The organism is Algoriphagus oliviformis, assembly GCF_017254915.1.
GTDB lineage: Bacteria > Bacteroidota > Bacteroidia > Cytophagales > Cyclobacteriaceae > Algoriphagus > Algoriphagus oliviformis.
This window is the reverse complement of sequence record NZ_JAFKCT010000004.1, coordinates 387,686-406,419: the sequence shown is the minus strand read 5'-3', so window position 1 is coordinate 406,419 and position 18,734 is coordinate 387,686. Positions and strand designations below refer to the sequence as shown.

The window sequence follows — 18,734 nt, the reverse complement described above, 5'->3', positions numbered from 1 at the left end:
AGCTTTTTATCTTCTTGGGATTAGCCTTAAGTTTGTGGACGGGCTTTTCTCCAGGTTTTTGCAAACACGAAAAAGCCGCGCCAAGTTTGTTTTTCCATCATTTATTGTGGACTTCACCTGAGCCCAGTTTGCCAATGCCCCGCCCACAGCAGGGATAGCGCAAGGGGCAAGTTTTAACGACTGACTATGAAATACCATCCCCTTCCCAAGGAGCTTTACATCCGAAACCGATCCAAATTTGCCGCCAAAATGGGCGAAAAGTCGGTGGCGATCTTCAATGCCAACGACATCATGCCGACCAATGCGGACGGCACGATGAAGTTTAGGCAAAACAACGATCTCTTCTACCTCTCTGGCATCGACCAAGAGGAGACTATCCTGCTGCTCGCGCCCGATTGCCCTAACCCCGCTTGGAGGGAGGTGCTTTTTCTCAGGGAGACCAACGAACACATTGCCGTATGGGAAGGCCATAAGTACACCAAGGAAGAGGCTGAGGCGGCCTCCGGTGTACAAAACATCCAATGGCTCTCCGCCTTTGAGCAAATCTTCAACTCCGTGATGGCACTTGCCGACAGGGTATATCTCAATACCAACGAGCACCTCCGCGCCGGAGTCGTGGTGGAGACACGTGATGCCCGCTTTATCAAGTCCTGCAAGGAAAAGTATCCCCTGCATAGCTATGACCGCGCCGCGCCGATCATGCACGAGCTGCGGGGAATAAAGGAGCCGGAGGAAATCGACCAGCTGCAGATCGCCTGCGACATTACCGAGAAGGGCTTTCGAAGAATCCTTGGCTTTGTGAAGCCGGGAGTGACCGAGTACGAGATCGAGGCGGAGTTTGTCCATGAATTTATCCGAAACCGCAGCAGAGGCTTTGCCTATGAGCCCATCATCGCGTCCGGTTCATCGGCTTGCGTGCTTCACTACATCGAAAACAACAAAGCCTGCAACGCCGGTGAGCTGCTCCTCATGGACGTAGGAGCCGAGTACGGCAACTACAATGCGGACATGACCCGCACGATCCCGGTGAGCGGCCGCTTTACCCAGCGACAGCGTGCGGTGTATGATGCCGTGCTGCGCGTACACCACGGGGCGGCCAAGATCCTGAGACCTGGCACCACGATCCAAGACTATCACCGTGAGGTAGGGCTGATCATGCAGTCTGAGCTGGTCGGCTTGGGTCTGATCGATCAGACAGATATCAAAAACCAAGATCCCAACTGGCCAGCCTACAAAAAGTACTTCATGCACGGCACCTCCCACCACTTGGGCCTGGATGTGCATGATGTGGGGACGATGCACTTCCCGATCCAGCCAGGGATGGTCTTCACCATCGAGCCTGGGATCTACATTCCTGCCGAGGGCTTCGGCATTCGACTGGAAAACAACGTGGTGATCCAAGAAAATGGATTTCTCGACCTCATGCGCAATATCCCGATCGAGGCCGAAGAGATCGAGGAGTTGATGAATTCCTAAGATATAAAAGCGGCCTGTGGAGACACAGGCCGAGGCATATAGCTTGTTCCGGTCTAGCTTTTCCAAAGTTTCAAACTTTGGAAAAGCTAGACCGGAACTATTTTGGAGAGTTCTTGTATTTTAGGTGTATAAAAAAAAGTAAATTGGTGTATCGATCCTAGAACTATGAGAACTAACATTGAATTAAATCAGGAGTTGATCGATGAAATCATGAAGCTCACTGCAATTTCCACAAAAAAAGAAGTGGTGAACCGGGCTCTTGAAGAATACTTACGGAAATTAAAATTAAGTGAACTCGCAGATCTTGCGGGGAAGATCGAATGGGAAGGTGACTTGGAAGAAATGAGAAGTGGAAGAGATTAATGCGAGTCCTAATTGATACAAGCGCATGGATTCATTTTTTCAGAGACTCTAATCCCGCTATTCGAGAGAAGGTTCAAAAACTGCTTTTAGAGGATAAGGCTGTGATTTGTCCGATCATCTTGCAAGAAATACTACAGGGAATGAGGACCGAAGACGAAGCCCAACGGATTTCCCATTTTTTTAATTTCCTCCCTCAATTGAAGGTAGATCCCTATGTGGTAGCTTTTGGGGCGGCAGAGATTTACCGGAATTGTAGGAAGATGGGTATCACCGTCAGAAAAAGTCAGGATTGCCAAATAGCGTTTTTAGCCAATCTGGAGGGAACCCCTTTACTGCATGATGATAGAGATTTCGTGAATATTGGGAAAGCTATAGACCTTCAATTCTACTAAAAAATAAAACCCCTCCCAGATCGCTCCGGGAGGGATTTTTTATAAGAATATGGATCGGAAGATTATCCGATGGAGATTCTTTTGAATGCATTTACAGTCAAGCCTTTGCTCACACCGTCAAGGTATTGCGCGATAGACTTGGAGCCGTCTTTTACAAACTGCTGGCTCAACAACGTGTTTTCTTTGTAGAACTTGTTCAGTTTGCCCAAAGCGATTTTCTCCAGCATGTCTTCAGCTTTGCCTTCGGCTCTAGCCTGCTCTTTGCCGATTTCGATTTCACGCTCGATGGTAGTAGCATCCACGCCGTCTTTGTCCACGGCTACTGGGTTCATCGCTGCGATCTGCATCGCTACGTCTTTGCCAGCTTCTTCCACGTCAGCACCGGAAGCATTGACCAGACCTACCAGCACGCCCAATTTGCCATTGGAGTGAACGTAAGGAACTACGGCCTCAGCAGTGACGATCTCGAAGTGGGAGATGTCGATTTTCTCACCGATTTTACCGGTCATTTCGACGATCTTCTCAGCTACGGTGATGTTTTCGAAAGGAAGTGCCAAAACGGCTTCTTTGGACTCGCTGCCGTTAGCTACTGCCAGGTCGATCAGGGCATTTGCGAAAGCGCCGAATTCTTCGTTTTTGGCTACGAAGTCAGTCTCGCAAGTCAGGGAAAGGAGGATGCCTTTGCCGCCGTTTTCGGCTACGCGGGTCACTACTACGCCTTCTTTGGTCTCACGGTCAGCTCTGGAAGCGGATACTTTTTGACCTTTCTTTCTGAGGATGTCCACTGCTTTTTCGAAGTCGCCTTCGGCTTCGGTCAAAGCTTTTTTGCAGTCCATCATACCGGCACCGGTCATTTGTCTCAGTTTGTTTACTTCTTGTGCAGTAATTGCCATGGTGTGATCTGTTTATTGATTTAAACGGGATATAGTTCGTTGGTCAGGTAAAACAAAAAATTGAACATCGACCGGAGCCGGATGTTCAATTTTCCTATTTCAAATCGATTGTGGATTAGTCCTGCGTTTCAGCGTCCACAGCTCTTTTTGCTTCTTCCTCTTCAGAAAGTTTAGCATCGTCCTTGTCTTTCTTACGCTCAGAAAGACCTTCTTCGATAGCTGCTCCAAATGCTTTTACCAGCAAGGAAACGGATTTGAAGGCATCGTCATTGGCAGGGATAGGGAAGTCCACCTCGTTCGGGTTGGAGTTCGTATCTACCAAGGCGAAAACCGGGATACCAAGCTTTTGAGCTTCGGCGATCGCGATGTGTTCTCGTTTGATATCCACTACGAAAAGAGCCGCTGGAAGTCTGCTCAGGTCGGCAATACCGCCCAATACGCTTTCCATCTTGTCTTTCTGACGGCTTACCATCAGGCGCTCTTTCTTCGCCAGGTTTTTGTAAGCGTCCTCTTTCATCAGTTTTTCAAGGCCTGACATTTTCTTGAGGGACTTACGGATAGTGGCGAAGTTGGTCAGCATACCACCCAACCATCTTTCGGTCACGTAAGGCATGTTGAGACGCTGAGCTTCGGTAGCTACCAGGTCCTTGGCTTGTTTTTTCGTAGCGACAAACATCACTTTTTTGCCGGAGCGTACGATTTGCTTGATTGCGTTGGATGCTTCTTCGAGGCAAGCAAGCGTTTTGTTGAGGTCGATAATGTGGATACCGTTCTTCTCCATGAAGATATATGGAGCCATTCTTGGATCCCACTTTCTCGTTAAGTGTCCGAAGTGGACACCAGCATCCAGTAAGTCTTTGTATTCGATTTTTGACATGAATGTAATTGTTTTCTATTGGATGAAGATGGTTCCGATTAACGCTTGGAGAACTGGAATCTTCTTCTTGCTTTTCTACGTCCTGGCTTCTTACGCTCGACCATTCTAGGGTCACGGGTAAGGAAACCTTCTTTTTTCAGAGCTGGTCTGTGTTCGGCATCAAACTCGCAAAGTGCTCTGGAGATCGCCATACGGGCTGCTTCAGCCTGTCCTTTGATCCCGCCGCCGTCTACATTGATGTTCACGTCGTAGTTGCCTTCCACGCCCACGAGGGTCAATGGCTGCTTTACCACGATCTGGTGAAGGTCAAAGGGGAAGTAAACTTCGATTGCTTGGTTGTTGACGGTGATCTTGCCACTTCCTGGAGCCATGTAGATACGGGCTACAGAGGTCTTTCTTCTACCGATTTTGTTGATCATTTCCATGATTTAGGCGATTAAAGGGTGATGGCTTTTGGCTGCTGTGCCTCGTGCGGGTGCTCAGCACCTTCGTACACGTACAGGTTGCCGTACAACTTGCTTCCCAATCTGTTCTTAGGCAACATGCCTCTTACAGCTTTCTCCACCAGGATTGCGGAAGACTTCTGCTTCAGCAATTTAGGGGTAGAGATTCGCTGTCCACCTGGGTAACCGGTGTGGCGCACATATACTTTGGCGTTCCACTTGTCACCTGTCAGTCTGACTTTGTCTGCGTTGATCACGATGACGTTGTCACCGCAGTCTACGTTAGGAGTGAAGCTAGGCTTCGTCTTTCCTCTCAAGATTTTTGCTACCTCACTAGCCAATCGTCCGAGAATAGCAGCTTGGGCATCCACTACCACCCACTGCTTTTCTACTGTGGAGGCGTTGGCTGAGATGGTCTTATAGCTCAGAGTATCCACTGTGTAACTGTTTAATTTTTAGCTTGTTATTTATTTATCGACCCCAAAAAGGGACACAAAGATAGAAGTATTTTATTTTTCATGCAAACTATTTCCAATACTATCCCCTAATTTTCATAAGGTTAGGCAGTTTTCGCCGCTGGAAATTTGGTTTCCTGTCTTTGCTTGCGTACTAGGCGTTTTTCTCCAGCTGGAGGACAAGCACCTGAAAATCCTTTGGGTAGGGGGCTTCCACTTTGATCTGGCTGCCGTCCAGTCCCTCAAAGGCAATACAGTACGCGTGCAAAGACACCCGCTGCATGATCGGCAACTCCTCGGTGTCCTTCTTGAGATTGAAGCGGCGCTTGAGTGAAGAAAGGTACAAAGGCTTGCCCCCGTACAGCGTGTCCCCGCAGATCGGCGACTTGAGGTAGGCCAGGTGAACCCGGATCTGGTGCAGTCTGCCGGTGATCGGCTTGCACTCGACCAGGGTGTGCGCCCAATAGGTCTTCAAGGTATGAAAGACCGTCTGGGCTGGCTTCCCGTCTTTGCTGACTTTGGCGATTCCCTTGTTGCTGGCGGCGAGGTTGCGGTCGACCAACTGATGGTCAAATTCCTTGATCCCCTCGACGACGGCATGGTAGATCTTGTCGACTTTGCGGTTTTCAAACTGGATGGCCAAGTGCCGGTAGGCCTCTGGATTCTTGGCAATCACCAGACATCCCGAAGTTTCCTTATCCAATCTATGGCACAGCTGAGAATCGGGGGTGTGTGCCTTGGCTAGGTCTAGGATGTTCTGCGCCTCGTGCCGGTCGTCTAAGCTCGACAGGTACGGTGGCTTGTTGATTACCAGGTAATCCGCGTTTTCAAACAGAATAAGACTTTCAAAATCTACTTTCTTCATGGATTCTCCTGCCTCTTCAATAGAGGCTGCAAAAGTAGGGAATCTGTCGGTCGGAAAAAAATCTTAGCCGAAATGCCGACGCCAGCCCTGTCCGCTGGGCTCAATTCCTTCCATTCTATGACCAGGGTTTGGAGTTTTCGGGCTTTCTTTGTTTTCTTTTTTGGAAAAATGGAGGAAACGAAATTTCAGGACTCGCTCCGGCTGGTCCATGTCACCCGCTACGTGATGCCGCTCCGCGAAGGTGGTTCGCTGCCAGCGCTGGCGGATGCAGACGATGGGTTTAGCTATGTGCTCAAGTTCAAGGGAGCCGGGCAGCGCGAAAAGGCGCTCGTGGCGGAGCTGATCGGCGGAGAGCTGGCCCGTAGGCTGGGCTTCAAAGTGCCCGAGCTGGTCTTTGCCAATCTGGACGAAGCATTCGGCAGATCCGAGGGAGACGAGGAGATCCAGGACTTGCTCAAGAGCAGCCAAGGCTTGAATCTCGCCTTGCACTTCCTTTCCCGAGCCTTGACTTTCGATCCCGGTGCTACGCAGGTAGATGAATACCTCGCGTCGCGCATTGTGTGGTTTGATGCCTGGATCACCAATGTGGACCGTACCTTCCGCAATACCAACCTGCTGATCTGGAACAAGGAGCTTTGGCTCATTGACCATGGCGCGGCGTTTCTGTTTCACCACTCATGGGACAATTGGGAAAAGCATGCGCTCAGCCCTTTTGCGATGGTGAAGGACCACGTGCTGCTGCCCCGCGCCACAGAGCTGGATCGGGTGGATGCCGAAATGAAAAGCTTGATCACGCCTGACTTGATCGCCCAAGTGCTGGAGATGATCCCAGAGGAATGGATCTTGGCCTCCCGCGATACCGAGACGGCTGAAGAAGCGCGGGAAGTGTATGCCGCATTTTTGATGAAAAGACTGGAGAATTCAGCCCTGTTTGTAAACGAAGCCAACGATGCAAGGAAAGCACTTATTTGAATATGCCTTGATCCGGCTGGTGCCCCGCGTGGAGCGCGAGGAGTTTGTCAACGTCGGCGTGGTCGTGTGCTGCAAGCGGGAAAACTACCTCGCCTGCAAGGTCTTTCTTCCCGAGCCAAAGCTGCTGGCTCTCGATCCCGAAGTGGATTTGGAGCTGTTCCGGTGCTATTTGGACTCCTTCGAGAAGATTTGCAAGGGAGAAAAAACGGGCAATCCCATCGCCCAGCAGGACGCGGCTTCGCGGTTCCGCTGGCTGACCGCCGTGCGCAGCTCCATGCTGCAGACTTCGCGACCGCATGGGGGATTTTCGGACGATCTGCAAGAGACGCTGGAAAAATTGTTTCGGGACTACGTGGGCTAAACCGCCTAGGCTGGCAGGGCTTGCTCGTTTGGTTTTTTCTCCTTTTCCAGAGGCAGCGAAAAGCTGAAAATGGACCCCTTGCCCACGGTGGAGCTGACGGAGATTTTGCTTTTGTGGCCTTCCAGGATGTGCTTCACGATGGCCAAGCCTAGGCCGGTGCCGCCTTTTTCCTTGGATCGGCTTTTTTCCACCCGATAGAATCGCTCAAAAATCCGCTTCAGATCCTCTGGTGGAATGCCCTGACCGTCGTCTTTGACTTCTACTTGGATGGTGTTTTTGTGGGTTTTGATGGAGATTTTGACTTCCCCGCCGTTGTGGTTGTAGGTGACGGCGTTGAAGATGAGGTTTTGGCAGACGCGGTAGATCTTTGGGCGGTCGGCCCGGGTCATGTAGGTCTTCTCCGGGTCAAACTCCAGCTTCAGCGCCACTTCCCGTTTGGAGGCCTTGTGCTCCAGCTGCTCGACGACTTCCAATACCAGTTCCTTGAGGTCAAAGTCGGTAAAGTTGAACTTGACCACGCCACTTTCCATCTGGTTTAGGGTGAGCAGATCCTGCACGAGCACGTCGAGGGAGTCGAGGCTTTTTGCGGCGCGCTTCAGGAATTTCATCCGTACCTGCTTGTCCTCGATGGCTCCGTCCAAAAGCGTATGGATGTAGCCCTGCGTGGCGAAAATCGGCGTCTTCAGCTCATGGGAAATGTCCGCGATGAATTCCCTGCGAAACTCCGCGGTCTTCTGCAGCGTGTCGATCTCCTTTTGCCTCGCCAAGGCGTAGGAGTTGATCACGGAGTTGATCTTGCGGAGCGGGGAGAGGGAGGACCGAAGTGACTTGTCCTGGATTTCGGAGAGGTCTTTCTTTTGGATTTTTTCCAGCAGCGCGTAGATATTGCCGATCTCGCGAAAGACCAAAAACTCCAGGGTGATCGTGATCAGGAGGTAGGAGACCGAAAAGGTGAGCCCGCAGGCGACGACCAAGACGAGCGCAGTCACCTCGGGCATCAGGGATAGAAACGCAGCCATGAGGACCGATATGGCGATCGCCAAAATCAAAGAAATTCCCCTGGAAGTGGTCAGCATTTTATCCCAAATCGAACTTGTATCCTACTCCTTTTACAGTAGAGATGTAGTCCTCGCCGATCTTCTCGCGGACTTTGCGGATGTGCACGTCGACGGTACGGGCCAAAACAAACACGTCCGATCCCCAGATGTTGTGCAGGAGCTCATCTCTACCAAAAACCATATTAGGGTTTTTGGCAAGGAAATACAAGAGTTCAAACTCCTTCTTGGGAAGCGTGATGGTTTTGCCTGATTTGTCGATGGTGTAGCTGCCGCGGTCGATGGTCAGGTCTTTGATTTTGATTTGGGTCTGCTCCTGCTCTTTTTTGGACTCCCGTCGGAAGAGCGCCGAGATGCGGCTCATCAGGGCCCGGGGCTTGATGGGCTTGGTGATGTAGTCGTCCGCGCCCACGTCGAATGCCGCCACCTCCGAGTATTCTTCCATCCTTGCAGTGAGGAAGATGATGAAGGTGTTTTTGAGCTCAGGGATCTGGCGGATCTGGAGACAGGTCTCCACGCCGTCCTGATTGGGCATCATGATGTCCAGCAAAATCACATCTGGTTGGAATTTGGTGGCGGTCTTGACTGCCTTGATGCCGTCTTCAGCTGTCGCCACCTCATAGCCTTCTTTCTGAAGGTTGTACTTTAAGATCTCTACAATGTCTGGCTCGTCGTCCACGACCAAGACCTTGATCTTTTGCTTTTCGCTCATCGAGGAATTGCTTTAAGGTTCGGTTAAAATTACAGAATATTTGAGGATCGCCGCCAAACAATCATTGGCGGCGGCGGCTACTTTTATAAAAAAATCGTGAAATCAAGGCGCAGGATGAAGCCTGAGTTAGCCAAACATTAAGCCAGTGTGAATTATTTGTTTCTGAGTCCCTTGGCCGAGGCGATGTCGATGTTGAGCGAGCCGATGAAGAGGTTGGCTTTGATCTTTACCGGTATTTTATTCTGGTCCTTAGTGACCCATACTTTCACCGGGTAGTCTCCGCGAAACAGCTTGTTTTGGGGGATAAGGGGGGAAAAGATGTAGGTGTCCATCACGCCCAGATCCGTGTCGAGCTGCTCCGTCCCCTCGTATATTAATTTTAGGTTATATATTTCCTTGTCAAAGAATCCGGTGATCAAAATCGCCTGCCCCTTCTTCAGGTTGGTCAGATCCATCGACCTCAGGTAGTAAAATCCACTGACCAGATCCTGCACGTTGCCGGGGAGCTTGAATTCCTTGGACTCCTTCAGCGTACGGTTGTCCCGGTCGTAGAGCTCCATCCTTGCCTTTCGGTTTTCCTGGTCGAAATAGACTTTTTCGTTTTTGCGGTATTTCCCCTCTTCGATATGCCGGTAGGAGAGGGAGGGCAGGAGTGTGCTGGTATCGATGTGGGTGCCCCAGTTGTCGTTGACCCGGCCAAAGATCGTAGCGGCGCCCTTGGTCTTGCCGTAGGCGTCGATCTTGAAGTGGGGGCGGGACTGCTCGTGGACGACGCGCTTGCCGATCTGCAGCCTAGCCTCTGCGAGATTGAGCCAGCCGTAGGAAACCTCAAACTGCAGCTCTTCGCCAAAGGTAAAGGCGGTGTTTTTCGGGGCCTCTTGGCTGATCGCCAGCGTGGTAGTCGCCAAAATGAGGAAAAAGATCCTAAACGCTGTTTTCATTTGATGCTTGACAATACCTGACAATTTTCGACGGTCAGTGGCGGTATTGGGTAAAAAAAGATCATTTGATGGATTAAAAATACGAATTTGGCTCCCCGAAACAATGGGGTTGGCCACCTTGGTTATGCCTTGTTCTTTCGTTAATTTCACCAACATTTGAATCTTCTACAAATTTGAAATCATGAGTAATAACGCAGAAAAACTGAAAGCTTTGCAGCTTACCATCGACAAGCTGGAAAAAACTTACGGGAAAGGTACCGTAATGAAGCTCAGCGATAATAAAGTACAGGATGTTCCCGCGATTTCCACTGGATCGTTGGGTTTGGACATGGCCCTGGGTGTGGGGGGCATTCCGCGCGGCCGGGTCATCGAGATCTACGGTCCCGAATCCTCCGGTAAGACGACACTCACCATGCACTGCATTGCCGAGGCGCAGCGCTCAGGTGGATTGGCGGCTTTCATCGATGCAGAACATGCTTTTGACAAAAACTACGCCGAAAAACTCGGCATCGACACCGAAAACCTCCTGATCTCCCAGCCGGACAACGGGGAGCAGGCCTTGGAAATCGCCGAGCACCTCATCCGCTCCGGCGCGATCGACATCATCGTGATCGACTCCGTGGCGGCCTTGGTGCCCAAGGGAGAGCTCGAGGGCGAAATGGGCGAAAGCAAGATGGGCCTTCAGGCTCGATTGATGTCCCAGGCGCTCCGCAAGCTCACCGGCGCGATCAACAAGACGGGCTGTGCCTGTATCTTCATCAACCAGCTTCGCGAAAAGATCGGGGTGATGTTTGGCAACCCGGAGACTACCACCGGTGGTAACGCCTTGAAATTCTATGCTTCCGTGCGTCTGGATATCCGCCGAGTAGGCCAGATCAAGGAGGGTGCGGATAGCATCCTAGGAAACCGTACGAGGGTGAAAGTGGTGAAAAACAAAGTGGCGCCGCCGTTCAAGGTGGTGGAGTTTGACATCATGTATGGCCAGGGAATCTCCAAAGTAGGCGAAATCATCGACTTGGGTGTGGAGCTGGAAATCATCAAAAAGGCCGGTTCTTGGTTTTCCTACAACGGGGAAAAACTGGGGCAGGGCCGCGATGCCGTCAAGAATCTCATCCTGGACAATCCAGAACTCATGGAAGAGCTGGAGACCAAAATCAAGGCTGCGTCGGGTCTGCTTCCTACCGAACCTGCCGTTTCGGTCGAGGAGTAGTACATGGTATATCACGAAAAAAGGAGGCTATGCCTCCTTTTTTCGTTACATGCAGTTGTGTTATTAGGCTGTTCGGATCGCTTCCACGGGATCCATTCTCGCGGCTAGAGTGGCAGGTACGATCCCCGCCACGACTCCGATGATAGAGGATACACCCAAGCCGAGGATGATGTTTTTGAGTGAGAGGATCAGCTCGAGGCTGCCAAGGTTGACGAAGCTCAAGAGATAGACCAGGACAATCCCAGTACCGCCTCCGATCAAGCTCAGGCAGACTGCCTCAAAGAGGAACTGGAAGAGAATGAAGTAGTTTTTGGCCCCGAGGGACTTCTGGATGCCGATGATATTGGTACGTTCACGAACGGATACAAACATGATGTTGGCGATGCCAAAGCCTCCCACCAGAATGGAAAAGCCTCCGATCACCCATCCTGCCACAGAGATGACGTCAAAGATAGACCCGATGGCGTTTTGGATAAATTCGGTCTTGTTGAGGGAAAAGTTGTTTTCCTCCGTCGGTTTTAGGCCTCTTTTTGCCCTCATCAGGCCGGTAAGCTCATTTTCCAGGGCGACAAGGCCGATGTCACTCTCCAGTCCCTTGGCGGCGATGGTAGGCTCGAGCCCGTTTCTGCCGGTATAGTACATTTTGTTGAAGGCGCCATAGGGAATCAGGCAGGCCTCATCCTTGGAGGGCAAGTCCAAGAAGCCCTCACCTTCCTCTTCGAAGATGCCGATGATGGTGAATTTCATCCCCTTGATCTTGACTTCCTTTCCTATGGGAGGCTGGTTGGGGTAGAGTGTATTGGCGATTTTTTTGCCCAAAATTGCCAGATTCCGGGAAGCGTTGATTTCTGATTCGGAGAAGTAGCGCCCCTCCTCCAGGGCTACCTCGTACACATCGGAATAAGTGTAGGCAACTCCGGTCAAGGCCATCCCTTCAAAGGCATTGCTGCCGGCCTGGATCGTAGCGGTCGCTGACGCAGAGATGGTCACTCCTTCGGCGTTTTTGAGCCTTTGCTGGATAAACTTGTACTCTGCAAAAGTGCCTGGAGGCCTTCTGAAATACTTCCACCAAGGGTAGTCCTGGGGCCCGCTGGCAAAGGGGAATCGGTCTACCCGCATGACGTTTGTCCCCAGGAAAGCAAAAGAGGACTTGATCTTTCCCTCCAGGGAATCCACCAGTGTAAAAACCGCGATGATGGCAAAAATACCTACCGTGACGCCCAACAGGGATAAGATGGTCCGCGTCAGGTTGGATTTGAGGGCGGTGATGGCGAAGCGAAAACTTTCCCAGGTCAATTGGAAAAACAGCATACGTCAGGTAGTTGGTTTAAAACAATTTGTCAAGTTAGCTGAATTTGGGCATTATTGTTATTAACTTTGCATTTTTTAAAGTAAATCACAGCGTTACATTATCGAGTAAGACTCCTAAAGCTCCAATATGAAATTATCAGACTTCAAATTTGACGTCCCCAAGAAATTAATTTCCCTTTATCCTACCGAAAACCGTGATGATTCCCGCCTGATGGTGGTTCATCGCAAGACTGGTCAGATCGAGCATCGAATATTCAAAGACGTCTTGGAGTACTTCGAAGACGGAGACGTATTTGTGACCAATGATACCAAAGTCTTTCCCGCAAGGCTGTATGGCAACAAGGAAAAGACCGGAGCGAAGATCGAGGTGTTCCTGCTGAGGGAACTCAACCCGGAGCTTAGGCTTTGGGACGTGCTGGTAGATCCAGCCCGAAAAATCCGCGTGGGCAACAAGCTTTATTTTGGTGACAGCGACCTGGTCGCCGAGGTCATCGACAATACTACTTCCCGTGGGCGAACCATCCGATTTTTGTTTGACGGCAATCAGGAGGAGTTTGAAAAAACCATCGACACGCTGGGCGAGACCCCGCTTTTGAAGGAGATCATCGAGCGGAAGATCGAGCCGGAAGACAGAGAGCGCTATCAGACTGTTTTTGCGAAGAATGTAGGTGCAGTAGCCGCTCCCACCGCAGGCTTGCACTTTACTCCCCAACTGCTGAAAAGACTTGAGCTCAAAGGAGTGGAAGTGAGCCCGATCACACTGCACGTGGGTTTGGGTACTTTCCGCCAAGTGGATGTGGAAGACCTGACCAAGCACAAGATGGACTCGGAAAACTACAATATTCCGGACAAGACCGTTGACTTGGTCAATGCTGCCCTGGATGCCAAAAAGCGCGTGGTGGCTGTAGGGACGACCTCCCTGAAGACCATCGAGTCCTCTGTCACCGCCGGAGGCAGACTCAAGGCGAGCAGCGGATGGACGGACAAGTTCATCATCCCGCCTTATGAATTTAAGATCGCCAACGCGCTGATCACCAACTTCCACCTGCCGGAGTCCACGCTGCTGATGACAGCGTCAGCTTTTGGTGGATATGATTTGATCATGAAAGCCTACAAAGAGGCCATCAAGGAAAAGTACCGCTTCTTCTCCTACGGAGACGCGATGCTGATCCTCTAAAAGGAACCGAGGCCCGCCCCGATAGCTATCGGGGCGGGCTTTTTTATGCCTTTACGATTCGAATGGCTAGCCTGCCTGGGAGGTGGGCTGGATTAGTTTCAACAACAGAAAAATGAGAAAAGCTGCAATTCTCGTAGCTGGGGGCAAAGGAACCCGCATGGGAGGATCCGTGTCCAAGCAATACCTGCCTATCGGCGGCAAGCCGGTGCTCATGCATACCCTTCAGGCCTTTGCCGAGGCGGAGCCGGGGATATTGCTGGTGCTGGTATTGCCGGGTGGAGACTTTTCTTTTTGGAAAAAGCTTTGTGAAGAGTGTCAATTTTCTCTCCCGCACGAGCTGGTGGCAGGAGGCGAGAGCAGATTCCAATCCGTGAGAAACGGCCTTGCAAAACTACCCCTTGCTACGGAGCTGGTGGCGATACATGACGGGGTGAGGCCTTTTGTGTCAAAAGAAGTCATCCAGACAAGCTTTTGGGAAGCAGAAAAATCAGGAAGCGCTATTCCGGTGGTCGCGCTGAAGGACTCGCTGCGCAAAGTCGATGTAGACGGGAGAAGTGCCTTCCAAGACAGAAGTGGTTTCCGCCTCGTGCAGACTCCGCAGACATTCCAGGTCGGGAAAATCAAAGAGGCATTCCTGGTGGAAGAGCTTGCCCAATTCACCGACGATGCCACCGTGTATGAGTACCAGGGCTGGGGGGTGACCCTGATCGAAGGTAATATCGAAAACATCAAGATTACCACGCGAGAGGACCTGGAGTACGCCGAATTCCTGCTTTCCCGCCGTTAGGACGCATCGGTGAAATTTGGCCCTGCGATTTCACCGACCTTTTCTCCGCCTTCACCGACTTTTTCCCGAGCCCGCCTATCCGTTCTTCTTCATGAAATGGTGCCGCTGTACTTTTGATCATCAACTTTAACACAGCAAGCCATGAATAAACTTAGAAAATCAAACAACGACGGGAGCATAGCCTTCGGGTTTATCATCCTGGGCATAGGCGTCATTTTGTTGCTCCGAAAAGTCGGCTTTTTCATCCCCAGCTGGATACTCACCTGGCCGATGATCCTGATCGTGATCGGGCTTTTCTCCCTGATCAAGCACGAGTTCAAGACATTCTTTGGGTTCCTGATGCTTTTTTTGGGTACTTACTTTCTGGCGAGAAACGAATTTGGCCTCGACTTCGGCATCGGGCAATACGTGTGGCCCTTGGGACTGATCGCGCTGGGAGTGTACCTGATCGTACATAAGCGAAGGGAAAACCAGGTCTTGGACGAAATCCGCAGCAATTGGGAAACCAAGCAGAAGGACAAGAAAAGCCAAATGAGCGCATTTTCTTCCTCCGTGGAAGATGCCAAGATCGTGGATGAGTCCAAGGCTTCGGAGTCGAAGGCCTCAGGCGAGGGGAGCGGCTTTACCCGTACCACGGGAACCTCCTTTGCCGATTCCCTGAATATCGACGCGATCTTCAGTGGCGTAAACCGTCGGATGATGACCAAAAATTTCCAGGGCGGTAAAATTACCGCGGCCTTTGGCGGCGCAGACATAGACTTGAGCCAAGCGGACTTTAGCGGCGTGGCGACCATCCAAGTGGATATCATCTTTGGTGGAGTGAAGCTGATCGTGCCTCCGCACTGGGATATCCGCACCGAGGTGTCCAACATCGCCGCCGGGCTGGAAGACAAGCGCTTCTTCCGCGATGGAGGGGTCGATGCCAACAAAGTGGTCGTGCTGAAAGGGACGATCCTCTTCGGAGGTTTGGAAATCAAATCCTATTAACGACATTCATAACCAACTAGAATCGCTACCAATTTGCTTACCAACGCGTTTTCAAATCCCAAATGGGGAAAATGGATCATCCCAGGAGCCGGGCTAGCTTGGTCCTTGGGATGTTTTCTTTTGCAGATTCAGTATGGCTTGGAGCTGGAGGTAGCCGGTGTGGACAGTTTTGTTTTTGGCTTGATGCTGATGGTGGGGCTCTCCGTCATCCACAGCATGTTTGGCTACTTTCTGCCCAAAAAGGAAAACCTGGGGCAGATTTTCGGAGTGCCGCTGATGCTGAGTGTGCTCGGCGTGGTGGGCCACCGGTATCTCTTGGCCTGGTGGTATGCTGACGAGGCGGAGTACCTGTTTTTTTTGGAAAAGACGGTTTACCTCAGGGAGGCGATGCTGGCGGGCGTGGAGGTCCTGTGGGCGATGCTTTCCCTGCTCGCTTCCAGGCTCGAAGACCAAAACCAGCTCAACCAACGGGAGTCCCAGATGCTCCAGCTGTCCAAAGACGCGGAGCTCGCCCAGCTCCGGCAGCAGCTTCAGCCGCATTTTCTCTTCAATAGCCTCAATTCCATCAGTGCCTTGGTGGCCTCCCAGCCCCACAAGGCCAGGGAGATGGTCCTGCAGCTGTCCGAATTCCTCCGCGGGACGATCCGCAAGGACTCCAAGAGCTGGATTCCCCTCAGCGAGGAGCTGAACTACCTCAGGATGTACCTGGATATCGAGCGGGTGCGCTTTGGACATCGCCTGCAGGTGGACTTTGAGGTGGAGCCCGAGCTGGAGACGGTCAAGATCCCCCAGCTCCTGATCCAGCCTTTGGTCGAAAACGCCATCAAACACGGACTGTATGGCATGACCGGTTCGGTGAGAATAGACCTGAAGTGCGAGAGACAGGAGAACTATCTCGCCCTTGAGATCAGCAACCCCTTTGACGCGGAGGCTGCTGTGCCGGAGGGGACGGGCTTTGGCCTCAGCTCCGTGGAGCGAAGGCTGTACCTGCTTTTTGGAAGAAAAGACCTGCTGAGTACAGAGGCTTCCGACGGACTCTTTCGCGTGACACTCAAAATCCCCCAGTACCAATGATCAAAACCCTAATCATAGACGATGAACCCCTGGCCGCGGGGATAGTCAAGGAATACCTTGGGGACTTTCCGCAGTTTGAAGTGGTGGAAATGTGCCAAGATGGATTCCAAGGGCTAAAGGCCATACAGCAGCATCAGCCGGATCTGATTTTTCTCGATGTACAGATGCCCAAGATCACGGGCTTTGAGATGCTGGAGCTGCTGGATGAGCCGCCTGCGGTGATCTTTACCACGGCTTTTGACCAGTACGCGCTGAAGGCCTTTGATGCCAAGGCTTTGGACTACCTGTTGAAGCCCTTTTCGCAGGCGAGGTTTAAGCAGGCGATTGAGCGGTTTTTGGAGATGGGCGAAAGGGAACACGATGCGGAGGAAAACCAAGCGCTTGGCCAGCTGGCGGAGAAAAGCAATCGGCTCGTGGTGCGGGTCAAAAACGACATCAAGATCATTCCGGTGCAGGAGGTAAACTACTTTGAGGCGGAAGACGACTACGTGGCGATCCATACCTCTGGGGGCAAATACCTGAAAAAAATGACCATGAAAGCGCTGGAAGAAAGTCTCGATGCGGGGAAGTTTGCGCGGGTGCATCGCTCCTTTATCATCAATCTCAACGGGATCACCGGCATCGAGCCCTACGAGCGGGATACCTATCTGGTGAAGTTGCGGGGCGGGGAGCAGATTCCCGTGAGCAAGACCGGCTATGCGCGGCTGAGGCAGGTGCTCGGGTTGTGAGTGGGGTGAGCCCTCCAAGGGTTCAAAACCCTTGGAGGGCTGCTTGCCAAAACGAAAAAGCCCCGCCTGATAGCTATCGGGGCGGGGCTTTTTTGGTTTTTAATATTCGTCCTCGTTGAAGAAGAAGTCATCCTTGGTCGGATAGTCGGGCCAGATCTCCTCGATCGTCTCGTATGGCTCACCGTCGTCTTCGAGCTCTTGGAGATTTTCCACCACTTCAAGTGGGGCGCCGGAGCGGATGGCATAGTCGATCAGCTCATCCTTGGTCGCTGGCCAGGGAGCATCCTCTAGGTAGGATGCGAGTTCAAGTGTCCAGTACATAGTGTTTATTTTAAATTTGTTCCGGAATTTTTAAAGGTGCAAGATTAGTGATTTTTTGAATAAGTAGTTTCTACTCAAATACGAGGAGAAAGTTGCTTCAAAATATAGTTTTTTACGTCTACTTTCCGCTTGAGCCCAGACAACTTTTTCCGCATCATCATCTGGAAATCCGGGGTCTGAACACGGAAGTTGTCCGAATTGTTCTGCATGGTGTCGAGCTCTCCCTGGTCTCTGTGTAGTAAGTCCTTGAGAATCCCTGACTTAATCTGGTTTTGCTCCTGCAGAGGCATCGCTTCAAATCCCGGATGCTTGCCGTGGGCGAGTTTTTCGAGAAAGGCTTTTTCGAAAATAATGTCCATGAAAAACTGATAGGATCTCGCCGGCAGGTTTGCCTCCTTGGGCTTGTGCGCCGGAAGTTTTTTCCAGTCTTCCTGTATGGCCTTGGCCCGCTGGGTGATCGCAGGCCCGGTAGGCTGGTGGGCCATTTTCTTGAGCTCGTCCACCATGCCCTCGATCTTGCGGAGTACTTCGCGGGGATGCATGCTCGGGCCGGGGTTCAGCGTGCGCTTGTAGCGGGAGAAAATCCGGTTGTTCAGCTTCGAAAACTCATCCCAAAGGGGCTGGCGTTTTTCGGCGGGTACTTTTCCGGCTTCCTTCCACTCTTTCTGGATGCGCTTGGAGATGTCAAAGGCCATCTTGGCGTCCGGCAGGTCATGCGCTTCCCTAGCCTGGACGACCAGCGCTTCGTACACCTTGATGTTTTCCTCCGCTTGTAGGGCAAGGCCTTCGTAGAAGTGGCGTCTGTTTTCGAAGAAGGTCTGGATGGAATCGTTGAACTCGTTTTCCAGCTCTTCGTGGAGTTCTTTTTCCACGGGTCCAGTCTTGATCCAGCGCATTTTCAGCTCCTTGAAAAACTCCGCGGTGGGCTTCCAGTCGGTATCGTCCCGTTTCGCTTCCGCTTCGAGGATGAGGGCTTTTTTCACCTCGAGGTTCTTTGCCCGATTGACCTGGATGATTTCGTTCAGAAATGCCTCCTGCTCGTTGAGCGTCTCGATCAGGGGAATGAAGTCCCCCAAGGCGTCGGATTCATACAGGGAGTCGCGCAGGTGGATCAGCTTCATGAGGAAGGAACCCTTGTTTTGGTTTTCCTCGATGTCTGATTTAAGTTTGGCTACTTTATCTTTGATTTGCTCAAAGCGAGCTTCGAAATAGCTGATGGTGGAGGCTTCGTCTTCCTTTACTTCTCCGATCTCCCGGTCTTCCTTTCCGAGAAATCCCTTCAAATAGACTTTGTTGTCCTTGATATATCCATAAGGATGCTCCATTTCAATGCA

Annotated in this window: 22 protein-coding genes; 11 read left to right on the top strand and 11 right to left on the bottom strand. The window is 51.5% G+C overall.

What is annotated here, in order from left to right; all coding sequences use genetic code 11:
• The first annotated feature begins 186 nt into the window (after nucleotides 1–186).
• The 3 genes from J0A68_RS12280 (at nucleotide 187) to vapC (ending at nucleotide 2,231) form a co-directional block, all read left to right on the top strand.
• Nucleotides 187–1,476, top strand: a complete 1,290-nt coding sequence (locus tag J0A68_RS12280; protein ID WP_206578503.1) for an aminopeptidase P family protein — start codon at nucleotides 187–189, stop codon at nucleotides 1,474–1,476.
• A gap of 165 nt (nucleotides 1,477–1,641) precedes the next feature.
• The gene (locus J0A68_RS12275; protein WP_206578502.1) at nucleotides 1,642–1,839 is read left to right on the top strand and encodes a type II toxin-antitoxin system VapB family antitoxin; all 198 of its coding nucleotides are present in this window, start codon (nucleotides 1,642–1,644) and stop codon (nucleotides 1,837–1,839) included.
• Nucleotides 1,839–2,231: a type II toxin-antitoxin system VapC family toxin gene (gene vapC, locus J0A68_RS23160; protein WP_206578501.1), complete on the top strand. Its 393-nt coding sequence runs from the start codon at nucleotides 1,839–1,841 to the stop codon at nucleotides 2,229–2,231. Before J0A68_RS12275 ends, vapC begins: the two co-directional genes overlap by 1 nt.
• 62 nt (nucleotides 2,232–2,293) lie before the next feature.
• On the opposite strand, the gene tsf is transcribed toward vapC, so the two are convergent.
• The 5 genes from tsf to J0A68_RS12245 all read right to left on the bottom strand — a co-directional run bounded on the left by tsf (nucleotide 2,294) and on the right by J0A68_RS12245 (nucleotide 5,764).
• Nucleotides 2,294–3,124: a translation elongation factor Ts gene (tsf, locus tag J0A68_RS12265; RefSeq protein ID WP_206578500.1), complete on the bottom strand. Its 831-nt coding sequence runs from the start codon at nucleotides 3,122–3,124 to the stop codon at nucleotides 2,294–2,296.
• Between the two features lie 115 nt (nucleotides 3,125–3,239).
• Complete coding sequence (gene rpsB, locus J0A68_RS12260) at nucleotides 3,240–4,001, bottom strand: 30S ribosomal protein S2 (RefSeq protein WP_206578499.1); 762 nt, start codon at nucleotides 3,999–4,001, stop codon at nucleotides 3,240–3,242.
• Nucleotides 4,002–4,039: 38 nt separating this feature from the next.
• Nucleotides 4,040–4,426 (bottom strand): 30S ribosomal protein S9, encoded by a 387-nt coding sequence (rpsI, locus tag J0A68_RS12255; RefSeq protein WP_206578498.1) that lies wholly within the window; start codon nucleotides 4,424–4,426, stop codon nucleotides 4,040–4,042.
• 11 nt (nucleotides 4,427–4,437) lie between these two features.
• Entirely contained in the window at nucleotides 4,438–4,881 is a 444-nt protein-coding gene (rplM, locus tag J0A68_RS12250; RefSeq protein WP_206578497.1) for a 50S ribosomal protein L13, read from the bottom strand.
• Nucleotides 4,882–5,053: 172 nt separating this feature from the next.
• Entirely contained in the window at nucleotides 5,054–5,764 is a 711-nt protein-coding gene (locus tag J0A68_RS12245) for an RluA family pseudouridine synthase (protein WP_206578496.1), read from the bottom strand.
• 168 nt (nucleotides 5,765–5,932) lie between these two features.
• Between J0A68_RS12245 and J0A68_RS12240 the strand changes: the two genes are divergently transcribed.
• Nucleotides 5,933–6,736 carry a HipA family kinase gene (locus J0A68_RS12240; protein ID WP_206578495.1) on the top strand — a complete coding sequence of 268 codons (804 nt, stop codon included), beginning with the start codon at nucleotides 5,933–5,935 and terminating at the stop codon, nucleotides 6,734–6,736.
• Nucleotides 6,714–7,097 carry a DUF3037 domain-containing protein gene (locus J0A68_RS12235; RefSeq protein ID WP_206578494.1) on the top strand — a complete coding sequence of 128 codons (384 nt, stop codon included), beginning with the start codon at nucleotides 6,714–6,716 and terminating at the stop codon, nucleotides 7,095–7,097. The genes J0A68_RS12240 and J0A68_RS12235 overlap by 23 nt, the downstream gene beginning before the upstream one ends.
• Before the next feature lie 5 nt (nucleotides 7,098–7,102).
• Here the strand turns inward: J0A68_RS12235 and J0A68_RS12230 are convergent, their stop codons facing one another.
• The 3 genes from J0A68_RS12230 to J0A68_RS12220 all read right to left on the bottom strand — a co-directional run bounded on the left by J0A68_RS12230 (nucleotide 7,103) and on the right by J0A68_RS12220 (nucleotide 9,805).
• Nucleotides 7,103–8,173, bottom strand: coding sequence for a sensor histidine kinase (locus J0A68_RS12230; protein WP_206578493.1), 1,071 nt, complete (start codon nucleotides 8,171–8,173; stop codon nucleotides 7,103–7,105).
• A gap of 1 nt (nucleotide 8,174) precedes the next feature.
• Entirely contained in the window at nucleotides 8,175–8,864 is a 690-nt protein-coding gene (locus J0A68_RS12225) for a response regulator transcription factor (protein ID WP_206578492.1), read from the bottom strand.
• Nucleotides 8,865–9,016: 152 nt separating this feature from the next.
• Complete coding sequence (locus tag J0A68_RS12220) at nucleotides 9,017–9,805, bottom strand: DUF3108 domain-containing protein (protein WP_206578491.1); 789 nt, start codon at nucleotides 9,803–9,805, stop codon at nucleotides 9,017–9,019.
• 181 nt (nucleotides 9,806–9,986) lie between these two features.
• On the opposite strand from J0A68_RS12220, the gene recA reads away from it, so the two are divergent.
• On the top strand, nucleotides 9,987–11,015 hold the full coding sequence (gene recA / locus J0A68_RS12215; protein ID WP_206578490.1) for a recombinase RecA: 1,029 nt from the start codon (nucleotides 9,987–9,989) through the stop codon (nucleotides 11,013–11,015).
• A 63-nt stretch (nucleotides 11,016–11,078) separates the two neighbouring features.
• Here recA and J0A68_RS12210 read toward each other — a convergent pair whose 3' ends face one another.
• A complete protein-coding gene (locus J0A68_RS12210; RefSeq protein ID WP_206578489.1) occupies nucleotides 11,079–12,326 on the bottom strand; it encodes an ABC transporter permease in 1,248 nt (415 codons plus the stop codon).
• Nucleotides 12,327–12,453: 127 nt separating this feature from the next.
• Here J0A68_RS12210 and queA point away from each other — a divergent pair, with 127 nt between their 5' ends.
• From queA to J0A68_RS12185, 5 genes are all read left to right on the top strand, one after another.
• Nucleotides 12,454–13,503 (top strand): tRNA preQ1(34) S-adenosylmethionine ribosyltransferase-isomerase QueA, encoded by a 1,050-nt coding sequence (queA, locus tag J0A68_RS12205; protein WP_206578488.1) that lies wholly within the window; start codon nucleotides 12,454–12,456, stop codon nucleotides 13,501–13,503.
• Nucleotides 13,504–13,615: 112 nt separating this feature from the next.
• Complete coding sequence (locus J0A68_RS12200) at nucleotides 13,616–14,290, top strand: 2-C-methyl-D-erythritol 4-phosphate cytidylyltransferase (protein ID WP_206578487.1); 675 nt, start codon at nucleotides 13,616–13,618, stop codon at nucleotides 14,288–14,290.
• 141 nt (nucleotides 14,291–14,431) lie between these two features.
• On the top strand, nucleotides 14,432–15,277 hold the full coding sequence (locus J0A68_RS12195) for a LiaF transmembrane domain-containing protein (protein WP_206578486.1): 846 nt from the start codon (nucleotides 14,432–14,434) through the stop codon (nucleotides 15,275–15,277).
• A 120-nt stretch (nucleotides 15,278–15,397) separates the two neighbouring features.
• Complete coding sequence (locus tag J0A68_RS12190; RefSeq protein WP_236025557.1) at nucleotides 15,398–16,351, top strand: sensor histidine kinase; 954 nt, start codon at nucleotides 15,398–15,400, stop codon at nucleotides 16,349–16,351.
• Complete coding sequence (locus J0A68_RS12185) at nucleotides 16,348–17,079, top strand: LytR/AlgR family response regulator transcription factor (protein ID WP_206578485.1); 732 nt, start codon at nucleotides 16,348–16,350, stop codon at nucleotides 17,077–17,079. The genes J0A68_RS12190 and J0A68_RS12185 overlap by 4 nt, the downstream gene beginning before the upstream one ends.
• Nucleotides 17,080–17,178: 99 nt before the next feature.
• Here J0A68_RS12185 and J0A68_RS12180 read toward each other — a convergent pair whose 3' ends face one another.
• Nucleotides 17,179–17,400, bottom strand: a complete 222-nt coding sequence (locus J0A68_RS12180) for a DUF2795 domain-containing protein (RefSeq protein ID WP_026952747.1) — start codon at nucleotides 17,398–17,400, stop codon at nucleotides 17,179–17,181.
• Nucleotides 17,401–17,474: 74 nt separating this feature from the next.
• Nucleotides 17,475–18,725 (bottom strand): DUF349 domain-containing protein, encoded by a 1,251-nt coding sequence (locus J0A68_RS12175; RefSeq protein WP_206578484.1) that lies wholly within the window; start codon nucleotides 18,723–18,725, stop codon nucleotides 17,475–17,477.
• Nucleotides 18,726–18,734: the final 9 nt, after the last annotated feature.